The 14,092-nt window shown below is 60.3% G+C and carries 13 protein-coding genes and 1 pseudogene; 6 read left to right on the top strand and 8 right to left on the bottom strand.

What is annotated here, in order from left to right:
* Together HMPREF2932_RS03820 and HMPREF2932_RS03815 are read left to right on the top strand one after the other, a co-directional pair.
* Positions 1 to 218 (top strand): integrase core domain-containing protein (locus HMPREF2932_RS03820; protein WP_141756281.1); only part of this gene is annotated, 218 nt, incomplete at its 5' end.
* 554 nt (positions 219 to 772) lie between these two features.
* Positions 773 to 1,333, top strand: a complete 561-nt coding sequence (locus HMPREF2932_RS03815) for a MerR family transcriptional regulator (RefSeq protein WP_210397754.1) — start codon at positions 773 to 775, stop codon at positions 1,331 to 1,333.
* 111 nt (positions 1,334 to 1,444) lie between these two features.
* On the opposite strand, the gene HMPREF2932_RS03810 is transcribed toward HMPREF2932_RS03815, so the two are convergent.
* The 3 genes from HMPREF2932_RS03810 to HMPREF2932_RS03800 are packed head-to-tail and all read right to left on the bottom strand — an operon-like array spanning position 1,445 to position 4,496.
* A complete protein-coding gene (locus HMPREF2932_RS03810) occupies positions 1,445 to 2,275 on the bottom strand; it encodes a vWA domain-containing protein (protein ID WP_071409639.1) in 831 nt (276 codons plus the stop codon).
* A 56-nt stretch (positions 2,276 to 2,331) separates the two neighbouring features.
* Positions 2,332 to 3,186 (bottom strand): 3-methyladenine DNA glycosylase, encoded by an 855-nt coding sequence (locus tag HMPREF2932_RS03805; RefSeq protein ID WP_071409638.1) that lies wholly within the window; start codon positions 3,184 to 3,186, stop codon positions 2,332 to 2,334.
* Positions 3,183 to 4,496 (bottom strand): DEAD/DEAH box helicase, encoded by a 1,314-nt coding sequence (locus tag HMPREF2932_RS03800; RefSeq protein ID WP_071409637.1) that lies wholly within the window; start codon positions 4,494 to 4,496, stop codon positions 3,183 to 3,185. The genes HMPREF2932_RS03805 and HMPREF2932_RS03800 overlap by 4 nt, the downstream gene beginning before the upstream one ends.
* A 125-nt stretch (positions 4,497 to 4,621) precedes the next feature.
* Here HMPREF2932_RS03800 and HMPREF2932_RS03795 point away from each other — a divergent pair, with 125 nt between their 5' ends.
* A complete protein-coding gene (locus HMPREF2932_RS03795) occupies positions 4,622 to 5,416 on the top strand; it encodes a hypothetical protein (RefSeq protein ID WP_246818613.1) in 795 nt (264 codons plus the stop codon).
* Between the two features lie 245 nt (positions 5,417 to 5,661).
* Here the strand turns inward: HMPREF2932_RS03795 and HMPREF2932_RS03790 are convergent, their stop codons facing one another.
* Together HMPREF2932_RS03790 and gndA are read right to left on the bottom strand one after the other, a co-directional pair.
* A complete protein-coding gene (locus HMPREF2932_RS03790) occupies positions 5,662 to 6,750 on the bottom strand; it encodes an HNH endonuclease signature motif containing protein (protein WP_071409635.1) in 1,089 nt (362 codons plus the stop codon).
* A 124-nt stretch (positions 6,751 to 6,874) separates the two neighbouring features.
* Positions 6,875 to 8,332: an NADP-dependent phosphogluconate dehydrogenase gene (gndA, locus tag HMPREF2932_RS03785; protein ID WP_071409634.1), complete on the bottom strand. Its 1,458-nt coding sequence runs from the start codon at positions 8,330 to 8,332 to the stop codon at positions 6,875 to 6,877.
* Positions 8,333 to 8,375: 43 nt separating this feature from the next.
* On the opposite strand from gndA, the gene HMPREF2932_RS03780 reads away from it, so the two are divergent.
* On the top strand, positions 8,376 to 8,822 hold the full coding sequence (locus HMPREF2932_RS03780; protein ID WP_049154649.1) for a PaaI family thioesterase: 447 nt from the start codon (positions 8,376 to 8,378) through the stop codon (positions 8,820 to 8,822).
* Positions 8,823 to 8,825: 3 nt separating this feature from the next.
* Here HMPREF2932_RS03780 and corA read toward each other — a convergent pair whose 3' ends face one another.
* On the bottom strand, positions 8,826 to 9,899 hold the full coding sequence (gene corA / locus HMPREF2932_RS03775) for a magnesium/cobalt transporter CorA (RefSeq protein ID WP_071409633.1): 1,074 nt from the start codon (positions 9,897 to 9,899) through the stop codon (positions 8,826 to 8,828).
* Between the two features lie 83 nt (positions 9,900 to 9,982).
* On the opposite strand from corA, the gene HMPREF2932_RS03770 reads away from it, so the two are divergent.
* Positions 9,983 to 10,585 carry a class I SAM-dependent methyltransferase gene (locus tag HMPREF2932_RS03770; RefSeq protein WP_049154651.1) on the top strand — a complete coding sequence of 201 codons (603 nt, stop codon included), beginning with the start codon at positions 9,983 to 9,985 and terminating at the stop codon, positions 10,583 to 10,585.
* Between the two features lie 17 nt (positions 10,586 to 10,602).
* On the opposite strand, the pseudogene thiD reads toward HMPREF2932_RS03770, so the two are convergent.
* Positions 10,603 to 11,418 (bottom strand): annotated as a pseudogene (gene thiD / locus HMPREF2932_RS03765) (bifunctional hydroxymethylpyrimidine kinase/phosphomethylpyrimidine kinase); the annotation flags it as partial.
* A gap of 97 nt (positions 11,419 to 11,515) precedes the next feature.
* The gene (locus tag HMPREF2932_RS03760; protein WP_049154653.1) at positions 11,516 to 12,859 is read right to left on the bottom strand and encodes an NAD(P)/FAD-dependent oxidoreductase; all 1,344 of its coding nucleotides are present in this window, start codon (positions 12,857 to 12,859) and stop codon (positions 11,516 to 11,518) included.
* A 186-nt stretch (positions 12,860 to 13,045) separates the two neighbouring features.
* On the opposite strand from HMPREF2932_RS03760, the gene HMPREF2932_RS03755 reads away from it, so the two are divergent.
* A partial coding sequence (locus HMPREF2932_RS03755) for an SAM-dependent methyltransferase (RefSeq protein WP_071409632.1) occupies positions 13,046 to 14,092 on the top strand: 1,047 nt, incomplete at its 3' end.

The following is a 14,092-nucleotide window of genomic DNA, read 5'->3' as shown; positions in this document are numbered from 1 at the left end:
ATAACGCGATGGCTGAGTCGTTCTGGTCGACGCTTAAAACCGAGTTCTACGACCGTAAGCGTTGGTCTACCCGTGATGCCGCACGTAAGGCCGTTGCCTACTGGATTGAAGTCGTCTACAACCGTCGGCGCCGGCACTCTGCACTCGGGATGGTCAGCCCCGTCGACTTCGAGAACCACACCGGTTCAACCACCAGCAGAAAAGAAATAGCTGCCTAACCACTAGGTAGCTCCACTACGTGTCCACGATTTGCGGGCAACCCCAAAATACCGCAGCTTTCAACTCAACATTGGTGGCGAAACCATTCACGCCGCCGTACCACTACCCCCAGAAATCCAAACCCTCGTCAACACCATCACCACCCCAACCCTTCGGCACTAATTTGAGCCAAGTCAGGTGACTCCGGAATTTCCGAAGAAGATTTGCTTGGGGGCGACTCGCCGGAAGATGAGGACTAGCGCCCGCGCGCTCAGCTGAGCTTCGTACGTAGAAGGCGGCGGTCGGCTCGACATACTCACCAGCGCTCCATGTTAGACACAGCGGCACTATTTCTGGGTGCCGCTTTTACTTGTTATCAGCGAATTTTTTAATGACACGCGTGTGACTAATGATGACAAAGTGACCAAAAAAGTCTAAAGTTCTACTAGAGGTTCACGGAGGGCGACCCTTGACGTGGTCGCTGACGTGGCCTTTAATAGAAAAATAGAACTCCCTCAAACATCACTGGAGTAATTACGTGAGCAGTAAAAACAACCGCACTGAGTCCCGCGCCCTGCCGCTCGATGATGCCGCATCGAACGGCTATGTCCAAGAATCCCTCTTCGACGTCGGACCGGACGAGGAGCTGGGCTACCGCGTGCCCATCGCGTGTCAGGTAGCCGGTATTACCTACCGTCAGCTGGATTACTGGGCGCGCACCGACCTGGTTAAGCCCTCGATCCGCACCGCGCGTGGTTCTGGCTCCCAGCGTCTGTACTCTTTTAAGGACGTGTTGGTGCTCAAGATTGTCAAGCGCCTGCTGGACACTGGTATTTCTCTGCAGAATATCCGCCTCGCCGTGGAATCCCTGCGGGACCGCGGCGTCAACGACTTGGCGGAGCTCACGCTTGTCTCCGACGGCACCACGGTCTATGAGTGCCGGTCCAACGATGAAGTCATCGACCTCCTCGCCGGAGGCCAGGGTGTATTCGGTATCGCCGTTCCCGGCATTCTTAAGGAGCTCTCCGGCACCATCACGTCCTTCCCGGCCGAGCGCGTCGTGGAGGAAGAAGAGACTGACATCGTTATTGGACTCGACGAGCTCGCTGCTCGCCGCAAGCGCAAGACCTCTTAAACTCGCCACTCGCCGCCGCGCCCTTCCTGCACTGCTGCTCACGTCAGTGTCCTGGGAAAGGAGCGGCGGCTTTCTGCGTTTTAACCGCGCCGCTAGTGCACGGGTCTACCGCTAGCGTGCGCCGGCTGCGGCTGAGATGGCCGTTGCACTGTCCTGGGCATCGGATGGATCTGCGACCGTGCTGTAAGAATCAGCCAGCTTTTCGAGCTCAGCGTCCTTCTCGCCGCTACCAACGTGCACCACGCTCAAGCTCACTCCTTCGCCGCGGGCATTTTTCATGGCCTCGGCGAAGGCAGCATCATCCATATCTTGCTGCGTGCCGGTGGTCACGAGCACGACGCGTGTGTCCTTGCCGCTTTCAGTCACTTGGTCGGTGGCGTTATCTAGCGCAGCAACCACAGCGCTGCGAGTTTGTGGTACGCCACCGGTGCCGAACATACCTACGGCATAGGTAACGTTATCGGCATCCCCATACGATACGTTTTGGCGGTAACCCACGGTTGCCGAGGCGGAAAGAGGAGAGGAGTAGTTCCAAAGGCCTACTTGGCTTCCCTCCGCGCCGGCTGCCGACGCCGCCTCAGCCACACCCTGGCTTACCGCATCGAAATAGGGCGCGAGGTTCTCGGACGTATCGAGGAGGAACAAAGTATTCGGCGCTACCTGTTCCTCTGCGGCCGTCGCCTCCGAGCTGGGGGCGGCCGACGTCGATTCGGTATCCTTCGCTGTTTCCGACGACGCAGGCGCGGCCGACGTTGTGGGCTCTGCAGTAGAGGTCTCCTCCGTCTTAGCTGTCGTTGATTCTGCCGCCACCGTTTCACCGGAATCGTTTCCACGGAAGAGGAAGAACCCTCCGATAACCAGCGCCAAGACCGCTAAAACAGCCACGATGATGACCCACGGTGCAAATGCGTAGTTATTTTTTCCATCCGAGTGCCGGGCCATCTTTTTCCTTCCGCGCTGGTTTCGCGGGGCGGCACAGCGCGCCCCGACGGGTCACATCAATGGTTCCTCATTGTAGCGGGCAGTGCGGCGCGAATTTGGGAGACAAGCCGCGCGCGGAGGGGCTCGGCGGCGTCGGCAAGCTCGCGTTGGCGACGCACGTACTCGGACTTTCCATCCGACGTTTCGATGGGGACGACCCCAAAGCCCCACTCGCGGCAATCGTAGGGTGACGCTTCCATATCAAGTGTGCGTGCTGCCACGGCTAGCCGGAAGGTGTCGAGGAACAACTCACCCGGCACCAATGGCCCCAATTTCCACGCCCATTTATACAAATCCATAGTCGCATGGACGCAGCCAGCCTGGTCGTTTTCCGGTTGTCCCTCGCGAGTCAGCACCGTGAGGTTGAGCGGGCGCGCGGGCTCAGTGAAGAAACGGAAGGCATCGTAATGCGTGCACTTGATGCGGTGCCGATCGACGACCTCATTCGTCCCCTCCGCCCCTAACCGCAGCGGCAAGTCATGGCGAGGAGCATCAGTGTGGTAGACCATGGCCCATTCGTGCAGGCCAAAGCAATCGAATTGGGTGGGGTTATGCGTGGTCTTTTCTAGCAGATTCAGGATGTAGCGAACGGTGCTACCACGGCGTGCGAGGAAAGCCTCAGTGTCCACCGTGACGCCTTCATCAATACGGTGGTAATAATTCCACTCAGCATGCGGGGCCTCGCCGGCCAGAGTCACACCCACGCCTGGGTGCCAACGCCGCAGGTGTGACGGGCGGACGGGGTAGTACTCGAAAAGGAAGTCGTAGACAGGGTGATACGAGCCCGGGTGGCGGTAGCGTGCGAGATACTCGTTAGCCGACTCCTCATGCATGGTCATCCGGGTTTGCCAGGTTTGAGGCTGGAGAATCATCGCTGACCTGCGTTGCCCCGTCGGCGGCGCTGGTTACGGCTACCCGATCGCCGACGCGCAGGCTGCCTTTCGGACTGACTCTGTGGCTTCTTTTTCGATGGTTGCTGGTGTGGTGGGCCGAGCGGCTCGCCCTTAGGTTTGCGCGCTCCCGTCATCTGGGCAAGCTCGGGGCTGCTGGCGGGGTTGGCGTGGTCACTGATGTCGAGGTCGGTGTGTGCAACCCCGGCCTTCGCGATGAGCTTTGCCACCTCATCGCGTTGCTCGTCGGTGACGAGCGTGACTACGGTGCCGGAGTCGCCCCCGCGTGCAGTACGGCCAGAGCGGTGTAGATAGGCCTTGTGCTCAGCTGGCGGATCGACGTGGACGACCAGGGAGACGTCGGCAATGTCGATACCGCGGGCAGCGATATCGGTGGCGACGAGTACCGGAACGCTGCCGTCGGCAAAGCCCTCAATGGCCTTGGTACGTGAGCTCTGGCCCTTATCGCCGTGCAGGGGCAGCGCGTTAATTCCGACGCGGCGCAGCTTTTTGGCCTGCCTGTCGACGCCATGCTTGGTGCGCATAAACATGATGGTCTTGCCCTTGCGTGCGCCGAGGCGAAGAACGACGTCATTGCGGGCCTCGCGGGTGCCGATGAAAATAAGGTGGTGTTCCATCGTGTCGACGGCTGCCTCGACGGGGGCGGTGGAGTGGGTGACGGGATCGTGCATGAACTCGTTGACCAGCTTGTTGACCTCGCCGTCGAGGGTGGCGGAGAAGAGCAAACGTTGACCACCAACTGGTGTGAGTTTGAGCAGCTTGCGTACCTGGGGGAGGAAACCCATGTCCGCCATCTGGTCCGCCTCGTCGAGGGCGGTGATAGTGACGTGGTCGAAGAAAAGCTTTCCTTGGTCGATGAGGTCCTGTGCGCGTCCCGGTGTGGCAACGAGCAGGTCAACCGGGCGGGCAAGCGAGCGAATGTGGTTGTTGATGTTGACGCCCCCGACGACTGCTAGTACCCGCAGACCCAATGCCGCCGCGGGTTCTTCTAAGCGCTGCTGGATCTGGGTTGCCAACTCACGCGTCGGTGCTAGGACCAGCCCGCGCGGGTGGGCCGGGCGCGACACCCCGGACTCCGCCAATCGGGCCAGCATGGGCAGGCCAAACGTAAACGTTTTGCCCGACCCTGTGGGGCCGCGGCCGAGGACGTCCTTGCCAGCGAGGGCGTCGGGAATAGCGGCTTCCTGGATAGGGAAGGGGGTTGTGATGCCCTGTTTGTCTAAGATACGAACAATATCGCGGGGGAGGCCGAGTTCGGCGAAAGTAGTCATCGGTTGAAAAGTCTAGTGCCCTAGCCAGCCAGACTGAAAAGCATCACAGTTACCGGCGGGGATTAGGCCTCGCATCCTGCATTTTTAGGGTTTGTGTGACGTGGTTCTCTGTTAAATTGAGCGACATGACGAACCCATTTGACAACTCTCAATCTCAGTCGCCTCCCCGCGGATTTGGCCAGAACCCGCACCACGTTCAACCTGGAAACAACCAAGCGCCTCCCGTTTTTAATGGGCCAGGCCAGGGGATGCCGCAACCGCCACAGAAGAAGCCCGGTTCGAAGAAAATGGTGTGGATTGTTCTAGCAATTATCCTCGGTCTTATTCTGGTTACAGGGCTCGCTCTTGTGGCGGCATTTGCGGCGTTTAAAGACTTTGCTGCTGGATTGGAAGATGGGCCAGGAGAGGTCGCTGCCTCTGATGCCGGTTATTGGGAGCACACGATTGACATCGATGATGTTGACGCTATCCGAGAGTCCGAGGTGCCGGCGTCTGTTCCTACACCTCTGGCTGAGCTGACGTCCGAGTGCTACGAAGATACGTCCTATTTCGGTGAGTCAGCAGATCAGGGCTACGACGCGCAGTGGGTCCCGACCATTTCCTGCCTCTATGGGGCCGACGGTGAGCTTGTCGCTCAGTACACCGAGAATCAGGGAGCCATCCGCGACGCGGAGCGCGTGGGGCTGCAGGAATCCGTTGTGGATTACACGTCCGCTCGCGGTTCCCAGATCGCAATTTTTGGACAGGATGAGGAATTCGTCATGGTGGAAGTGCTCGAGAATCGTAACGCGGTCATCGAGTACGTGATGGGTGGGTACGACCCCGACGAGGTGGTGACCAACTACGGCGACCTTGCAAGCTATCTGGTACACGCGGGGATCCTCGACGAGACGCCGGGGCCACCGCCAGTCGACGCCTAGTTGTATACCTATGCTTGACGACGCCCCCGCCCCACACTCACCCAGAATCGCCATGGGGCAGCGCGGCGTCGTTTGGATTCGCGCTCATAACTGAAGCCGGTAAGAATCGCTAGAGCGTAGGATGACGCGCATTGGGCGGCCGTCGTTGTGCGGGATCGCCGATATCCCCGTCAACCGTCTTTCGATTGACGGGTGCTTGGTGCTGTCGTAGGGTTCCGGCGCGTTTTGTGCCTGGTGGCTGGGTGTTAGCTGCTGTCGGGCGGTGGGTCTGGTGGTTGTTCTGCGTTGAGTCTGGCGAGTGCTTCCTGGTATTCGGGCATCGCGGTGATTGGTGCACCCCAGGGTGGGATGAAGCTAACCCCGGTATTAAGGCGGTACATGTAGCCGCGCCCGGTAGGCCTTGAAGGGTCATCATCATTAATGCCGTTGTGGTAGGCGCACAGGAAGGTGAGGTTTTTAATGTTGGTGTAGCCGCCCGCTTGCCAAGGGATGAGGTGGTGGACTTGGCAGTAATCAGCTGGTTTGTTACAGCCGGGTCTGGAGCAGGTGTGGAATTCGGCGTGGAGGGTCAGGCGTTGTTTGAAGTTTGCTCCACGCGATAGCCGCCAGGTGTTGATGGGCCCTTCAAGAGGGTGGACGATGGTGGCGTAGCCGATTTCGGCAAACTTGTGGGTGAGGAATTCAGCGCCTGTCATGCGCGCGCCGTTGGTGAGGTTGAGCTCGATCTCGTCGCCGTCGCCGTTGATGATCTGGTCCAACTCGTTCAACGTGACGATGACTTGGGTACGCACCGCGGGTTTTGTACCGCCTGCTTGGTTGAAGAAGATGTCGTTGGCGGCTTGAAGGAGGTCGGTGGTGTTGGTGGATTCTAAGACTGCGCGCATGTTGGCGATGGTGGTGGCATCGTCAGTAATGGAGAGCGTGTTGGGCCCTTCGGATCGGTAGGTGATGCGCACGCCTGGTTTGGCGGTTCTTTTGGCACGGAGTTCTTTAAGCCGTCCGGTGGCAACGGTAGGGATGCGGTGGGCGGGGGTGGCGGCGAGTTTGGCGCGGAGGTTCCACGCATCGAGGGTTTTCTTGACTTTTGAAACGTAGGTTTCAATCAGTGTGAGGGTGCCCAGGCTGTGGCGTTGGGCAAGGGCTGCGTGGCGGGCTTTGCGTTGTTTGCCGCTAAAGCGGGTGGGGCCGAAGTAGACCTGGTGTAGGCCTGCGAGTTCGGCGGCGTCGGTTGGGTCGGCGCCGAGCGCGCGGAGTTCTTCGGGTGTGCCAGGTGTGTTTTCCACCAGCGCAATCCCCGAGTTGCGGAGGCGGAGGTAGGTTTCGATATCCCCCATGGGCACAGAGACTAAAACAGCACCGTGTACCCCGCAACCGGAGAAGCAAAATTCCTGGTTGGAGGGCATGCAGGTAGGGGAGGGACTCGTATGAGAAAAGCCCCTCAGGTGAGGGGCTTGGCAGCTACATCTCGGTGAGTGAGCGGTCACCCGACCACTCGATATGGAAGGTGCCCTCGCGGTCCACGCGCTTGAAGGTGTGGGCGCCGAAGAAATCGCGCTGGCCCTGAATCAAGGCCGCAGGGAGGCGCTCGGCGCGCAGGCTGTCGTAGTAGGACAAAGAAGACGCAAACACGGGTACCGGCAGCCCCAGCTGGGTCGCAGCCACAACGACGCGACGCCACGGGTCAATCAGGTTTTCCAGCTCACCCTTAAAATACGGGTCCAGAATGAGGGCCGGCAGGTCGGCGTTATTGTCATAAGCCTCACGGATGCGGTCGAGGAACTTCGCACGAATGATGCAGCCGCCACGCCAGATGGTGGCCAAGTCGCGCGGGTCCACGTTCCAGCCGAACTCGTCCGAACCAGCCTTGATCTCATCAAAGCCTTGAGAGTAGGCAATGAGCTTTGCGGCATAGAGCGCACGGCGAACGTCCTCGACGAACTCCACCTTGTCCACGTTGAGCTCGGTAATCGTTCCGGAGGGCAGCTGGCCCTCTTGGGCGGCGGCGCGCTGCGCGGTGGCCGAGGAGAGCGCACGCGCGAACACGGATTCGGCAATTCCGGTGATGGGGACGCCTAGCTCGAGGCCGTTAATGGCGGTCCAGCGGCCGGTTCCCTTTTGGCCCGCGGCGTCCACGATGACGTCGACAAGCGGGGCGCCTGTGTCCGGATCGGTTTGCGCCAGCACCTCAGCGGTGATTTCAATGAGGTAGGAGTCCAGGTCGCCGGCATTCCACTCGCGGAAGACCTCAGCGATTTCAGCCGGATCCATGCCCGCGCCGTAACGAAGGAGCTGGTAGGCCTCTCCGATAACCTGCATGTCGGCGTACTCAATGCCGTTGTGCACCATCTTCACGAAGTGTCCCGCACCATCCGGGCCGATGTGAGTCACACACGGTGTGCCGTCCACCTCAGCGGCGATGGATTCCAGGATCGGCCCCAGAGTTTCCCAGGACTCGGCCGGACCGCCGGGCATAATGGATGGGCCGTTGAGCGCGCCTTCCTCGCCACCGGAGATGCCCGCGCCGACGAAGTGACGGCCCTTAGCTGCGACCTCCTTCTCGCGGCGAATGGTGTCCGTGAACAAGGCATTGCCACCGTCGATGATGATGTCGCCCTCATCCATGGCCTCGGCGAGCTGGTTAATGACGGCGTCGGTAGCCGCGCCCGCCTGCACCATGATAATTGCCTTACGTGGGCGCTCCAAGGAGGCCACGAAGTCCTCAACGGTCTCGGAAGGGATGAAGGTCCCTTCATCGCCATGCTCGCTGATGAGCGCGCGCGTCTTCTCCGGGCTGCGGTTGTAGACCGCGACGGTATTTCCGTTGCGGGCAAAGTTGCGCGCGAGGTTGGAGCCCATGACGGCTAGGCCCACAACACCAATCTGAGCGAGATCTGTCTTTTCAGCAGTTTGAGTCATGTCAACCATCCTACGTCACCGAAATCCACTAACCTGGTGTGGCATGAAACACTCTGAAATCTTCGAAAAGCTCGTAGCAGTATCCCAGGCACGGCCGCTTAACGCCGAGGAACTGCAGCTCATCAATTCTCACCCGCAGGGCCTAGCCGGGCTCATTGGTTTGCGTTTCACGCACATCTCGGCCGATGAGATTCGCTCCGAGGTTGACGTTGTTCCAGATCACCACCAGCCGTGGGGCGTGGCCAATGGAGGGCTTTTCTGCACGATTACGGAGTCCACTGCATCCGTGGGCAGCCTTATCCTTGCGGGCAAGCCAGTCGTGGGCGTCAACAACAACACCGACTTCCTCAAACCCGTGGCCGAAGGCACCGTCACCGCTGTCGCTACGCCGCTGTACAAGGGCCGCCGCACGCAGCTGTGGGAAGTAAAAATCAGCCAGGGCGACGTACTTCTCGCTGCTTCCACGCTGCGAACCATGGTGGTGCAGTAGCCCCTACAACCAGTTATTGCGCCGGAACCACCACCACATTCCGGCCACCACTAAGATCATGAGGCCAATTGCCCCGTAATAGCCCCAAGGAAAATGCAGCTCCGGCATGATGTCGAAGTTCATTCCATAGATTCCTGCCACAAGTGTCGGCGCTGCCCACATGCCAACCACCGCAGAGATCGTGCGCATGTCGGAGTTTTGCTGCATGCTGATCTTGGCCACGGAGGCGTCGATAAGCGAGGTCAAGCGCTCATCGAACCCCGCCACATGGTCCTGGACCACCAGCTGGTGGTCGTTGACGTCCCGGATATAGGAGCGAATCGTCTTCGGAATGAGATCCTTGTGGTCCGCTACCATCGCCCGCAAAGCCGGCGAGAGCGGCACGATCGCGTGCTTCATCTCCAGAATCTCACGCTTAAACATGTAGATACGGTCGATGTTGGGCAGCGAATTCGGGGTGAAGATTTCTTCTTCTAATTCGTCGACCTCGATAGCGATGAGGCGGCAAATCTCCGAATAGCGGTCCACCATCATGTCCAGGATCTTCCACGCCAGCGAAATGGGGCCCTGCTCGACGAGGTCTTGCTCATCTTGGATCACATAGGCGAGATTAGGCAGCTTGGCGGAGTGGCGCACCGTGATAATGAACGTGGCACCAATGATCATCTGGATTTCACCAGTGGAGATAATTTGGCGCTTATCGGCGACCTCGTCGTGGTCGCGGTAGTTCACCGACCGTGCCACCACGAAGAGCTGGTCGTCGTAGCGCTCCAGCTTGGGACGCTGGTGCGCCTGGACGACGTCCTCGACGATGAGCTCATGGATGCGGAATTCAGCCGCTACCTTCGTCATCTGAGATTCGAGCGGCTCGTGCAGGCCTACCCACACGAAGCCGCGGCCGTATTCTTCCACGGTTTGCAGCGCGCTGTGCGGGGTGAACTCACCGGGCAGTGCCTCGCCGTCGATGAACACTCGGCAGTGCTCAATGGCGCGCTCGACAGGCACGGAAAAACTCGGCGTACTATTGCCGGCAGTGTTTTTCTTGCGTGGCTTGAATGGTGACGGTACAGATGGCATCGTGTCTCAGCCTCCTTCGCTTCGTATAGGCGTTTTATAAGGGCGGCTAAATCTTACACCGCCAAAGGCCTATACTCGTTGTCATGCCTACCTGGAAAGAAGTAACTGCTGCGAACCCCGCCCATTCCCACAACTTTGCACGGAAATGGAAGACGCTGCGGGCCCAGGGTAAGGATATCGACGGGGAAGCCCGGCTTATCGACGCCATGAGTGAACGCCACTCCCGCGTCCTCGACGCCGGCTGCGGTTCCGGACGGCTCGGCGGCGAGTTGGCCAAGCGCGGGCATACCGTAGTGGGCGTGGACGTCGACCCGATTTTGATTGAGCACGCGGTGAATGATTATCCGGAGGCCCGCTGGGAGGTAGGTGACCTTTCGGAAGAGGAAATCCCGGAGGGCAACTTCGACATCGCCGTGGCTGCGGGCAACGTCATGACTTTTATCGCCAACGAAGGGCGCGAGGCGGCCCTGCGCAACGTGTTTAACGCGCTTCGCCCCGGCGGCCGCTTCGTCGTCGGTTTCGGCGAGGGCCGCGGCTGGGGCTTTGAGGAGTTCCTCGAACTGGCCCGCGCGGTGGGCTACCGAGTCGATTTCATTTTCTCCTCGTGGGACATGAAGGTCTTTAAAGAGAACTCCACCTTCATGGTGGCCGTGCTTACTCGTCCAGGTGCCGATCTACTGGGCTAACTTTGTTTCTCCGCAGCCAGGCGCCGGAGCCGGTGGCCGTGGTCAACGGGCCCGTGTCCGTGTCCGACGTGAAGCGCATCGGCATGCTCAATCGCCTCGTGGAGCCACTCGGTGGCCCAAACCAGTGCTTCGTCGAGGGATTCGCCCGCGCCCAAACGCGCCGCTAGGGCTGAGGACAGCGAGCAGCCCGTGCCGTGCGTGTTCTTCGTATCAATCCGCGGGCAGGGCACGCGCGTGATATCGCCGGAAGGACTTACGGTCGCGTTATCGGCCTCGGCACCATCGAGGTGACCGCCCTTGACTACGACCCAGGTGTCGTTCTCGTGTGCCCACGTGGTTGCGACAGAGAGAGCATCATCAAAGGTGCGCGGTTCTGCTACGCCCGCGAGGACAGCGAGTTCCGGCAGGTTGGGTGTGACCACGGTCGCGCGGCGCGCCAGCTCCCGTACGGCGCGCTCCGCTTCCGGCTCGAGCAGGCGGTCACCGCTGGAGGCGACCATGACCGGATCGCAGACCACCGGCACACCCGCGGGGAGGGAAGCGAGGAAGTCGCTCACCGTTTCGGTGATAGCGACGGATCCCAGCATGCCGATCTTGACGGCGTCGATAGTCACGTCGTCCTTGACGCTTGCCAGCTGCTCACGCAGAAAATCCACCGGTGGGGTGTGGATAGCCCGCACGCCCTGCGTATTCTGCGCAACCAGGGCGGTCACTACGGCCATTCCATAGGCCCCAGCGGCCTCAAAGGACTTGAGGTCGGCGTGAATACCAGCGCCGCCCGTCGGATCGGTGCCGGCGATGCTGAGGACACGGGGCAGCGCAGGTTGGCTCACGGTTTCTCCTTAAGCTTGGCTATTCTTTCGTCTACCGTACATGACTAAAGAAAAAGGAGAGAGGAAATTTCCTCTCTCCTTATAAGACGCGTAAGACCTAGTGGAGGTCGCGGTCAATCACGTTGCGAGCAACGCGCTGCTGCTGGGTGATCTCCAGGTTACCGCGGTCGCGCGAGAAGGCGTTGAGCAGCCAGTGCAGCGCAACGAGGGTGCGGCTGCGGAAGCCAACGATGTAGAAGATGTGCAGTCCGAGCCAGGAGATCCAGGCCGGGAAGCCAGCGAACTCGGTCTTGCCCAACTTGACCACTGCGTTGAAGCGGGAAATGACGGCCATGGAGCCCTTGTCGAAGTACTCAAACGGCTCGGCCTCGTTAGCGGTGGACTCCTCATCAATCTTGGCCTCGATGAGCTTGCCCACGTGGTTGCCGCCCTGGATGGCCACCTGGGCCACACCCGGAAGGCGGTTGAGGGAAATCATGTCGCCGACGATGTAGACGTTCTTGTACTCACCAACCGTGAGGTCCTCGTTGACGGAGACGCGGCCGGCCCGGTCTGCCTCCACGCCTGCCTGGTCGGCAATAAGCTTGCCCAGCGGGGAAGCGGCGACACCTGCAGACCAGATCTTGGTCGCAGCCTCGATGGTGACCTCTTCCTCGGTCTTCATGTTCTTGTAGGTGACGGCGTCAGCGGTGACGTCGGTAACCATGGCGTTGAGGCGCACGTCAACGCCCAGCTTCTCCAGGGTGCGCTGAGCCTTGCGGCCGAGGCGCTTGCCAAACGGAGGAAGCACCTGCGGCGCACCATCCAGGAGGTAAATCTTGGCGGAGGAGGAACCAAAGTTGGAGTAGGTGCCAGCGAAGGTGCGCTGGGCCAGCTCGGCGATCTGGCCGGTGAGCTCAACGCCAGTCGGGCCAGCGCCGACGATGACGAAGGTCAGTAGCTTTTCACGCTTGGCAGGATCCTCTTCCAACTCAGCCTTCTCGAAGGCGGAGATGATGCGGGAGCGGATCTCCAGGGCGTCGTCAAGCGTCTTCATGCCCGGCGCGTGCTCGGCAAAGTGGTCGTTGCCGAAGTAGGACTGGCCAGCGCCGGCGGCGACGATGAGGGAGTCGTAGCCGTAGGTGCGAACAGCGCCGTCAAGTTCTGCGGAGACGGTCTGTTCCTTGATATTGATGTCAGTGACTTCGCCGTTGACGAAGTTGACGTTGTCCTGATGGCGCAGGAGCTGACGCGTGGACGGGGCGATTTCGCCGGCGGAAATGACGCCGGTGGCTACCTGGTAGAGCATCGGCTGGAAGAGGTGGTGGTTCTTCTTGTCGATGAGGGTGATCTCAACATCCGCGTTCTTGAGCTTCTTAACGGCGTTGATGCCGCCGAAGCCGGCACCGATAACAACGACGTGGTGGCGGCCGTTACTAGGGCGGTGGGGAGTTTGCGCCATGGTGATTGAATACCTTCCTGAAGAAAGCTTGATTATTTTACCCGAGTCAGTCTAAACCTTTCTAGCGGTACATGCATACTTTATGGGTTATTAACTGGCTTTTTGGGCCGCGCCTCCACCTCTTCGTGGCCCGCTGGTTTTACTCTAAGTAAATACGTGTGTGCGATGAGGAAGGCTGGCTAGAGCGTGTATTCCCACTTGGCATCGATTGACGCTGCGACGTGGCCCGGCGTAGCAACCGTGCCCTCACCGCGTTTGCTGCGCTTTACGGGCGGCCGGACTGAAGCGGAGTTTGCGCAGGCCTGCGCCAAAGCAGGGGTGGAGCTGGAAGGCGAGGAGCCGGATCTGGCTGTGCTTCACGACGCTCTCTTTTCCCGCATCGCCGACTCGGGCTGGCTGGGCCTGGCTGAGTCTTATATGGCAGGGGAGTGGACGACGCCCGATTCCGATCGCTTGGTCAAGGTTCTCCTGCGGCTGTTGGGGGTGGGGTATCGGCCGAAAGCGAAGGAACTGGCGGTCGAGACTTCGAGTCCCGGCGAGCTGCCCCTCGATGTGGTGAAGCTGTACGCGGGTGACTCCTTGAGCCATTCGGGCGGAATTTTCGCCAGTGGCGTTCCCACCACGGTGCGCGAGGCGGTCCGCAGCTATAGCGCGCGGGTGGGGAGCAAGGAACCCAAGGAGCACTTCGTCGATGTGACGAGCGTGACCGAGCCTACGCACACGGACCGCGAGGACTTGGGTGATGCACAGCGCCGCGCTGCACAGTGGCTTCTCGATGCCACCCGCACCGGCGCCGGCACACACCTTCTGGTGTACCCGGCGACTGGGCTGCAGGTAGCAGTACAAGCCGTTGCCCGGCGCGCCACCGTTGACGTCCTTACGGGCGACACAGAGCAGCAGGCGCTGTTCGATGAACAACTGCTTCTCGAAGGCGCCGCCGACTCTGTCCATGTGCAGGGCATCGAAACGGCGTTGCCCAATCCGAAGAAGTGGCGTGGGCGCTATGACGCGATTGTCAGCGTAGAGAAGTTAGAGACGCTATCGCCCCCCGAGCGCCGGCGCTACGTACAGATGCTGGATCGCTCGCTGGTCAGCGGTGGGCGTGTGGCTGTGGCCTCGTTGTTCGCCACCGACGCGATGACCCCGGCCGCTCGGTCTGCGATTCAGGTTCTGCGCGCCTATATTTGGCCCGGATTAGACTATCCGACGATCGAGGAGACACACCGACTCTTT

This window comes from Corynebacterium sp. HMSC074H12 (assembly GCF_001813755.1).
Taxonomy (GTDB): domain Bacteria; phylum Actinomycetota; class Actinomycetes; order Mycobacteriales; family Mycobacteriaceae; genus Corynebacterium; species Corynebacterium hiratae.
The sequence above is the reverse complement of the archived record's forward strand: the minus strand, read 5'-3'. Positions and strand labels throughout refer to the sequence as shown.

What these genes read in the sequence shown, in the direction of transcription:
- HMPREF2932_RS03780 (WP_049154649.1), top strand. Translation starts at nt 8,376, where the DNA reads ATGAAACACTCTGAAATCTTCGAAAAGCTCGTAGCAGTATCCCAGGCA.
- HMPREF2932_RS03810 (WP_071409639.1), bottom strand. Translation starts at nt 2,275, where the DNA reads ATGGCCCGGCACTCGGATGGAAAAAATAACTACGCATTTGCACCGTGG.
- HMPREF2932_RS03790 (WP_071409635.1), bottom strand. Translation starts at nt 6,750, where the DNA reads ATGGGGGATATCGAAACCTACCTCCGCCTCCGCAACTCGGGGATTGCG.
- HMPREF2932_RS03805 (WP_071409638.1), bottom strand. Translation starts at nt 3,186, where the DNA reads ATGATTCTCCAGCCTCAAACCTGGCAAACCCGGATGACCATGCATGAG.
- gndA (WP_071409634.1), bottom strand. Translation starts at nt 8,332, where the DNA reads ATGACTCAAACTGCTGAAAAGACAGATCTCGCTCAGATTGGTGTTGTG.
- HMPREF2932_RS03795 (WP_246818613.1), top strand. Translation starts at nt 4,622, where the DNA reads ATGACGAACCCATTTGACAACTCTCAATCTCAGTCGCCTCCCCGCGGA.
- HMPREF2932_RS03760 (WP_049154653.1), bottom strand. Translation starts at nt 12,859, where the DNA reads ATGGCGCAAACTCCCCACCGCCCTAGTAACGGCCGCCACCACGTCGTT.
- HMPREF2932_RS03800 (WP_071409637.1), bottom strand. Translation starts at nt 4,496, where the DNA reads ATGACTACTTTCGCCGAACTCGGCCTCCCCCGCGATATTGTTCGTATC.
- corA (WP_071409633.1), bottom strand. Translation starts at nt 9,899, where the DNA reads ATGCCATCTGTACCGTCACCATTCAAGCCACGCAAGAAAAACACTGCC.
- HMPREF2932_RS03770 (WP_049154651.1), top strand. Translation starts at nt 9,983, where the DNA reads ATGCCTACCTGGAAAGAAGTAACTGCTGCGAACCCCGCCCATTCCCAC.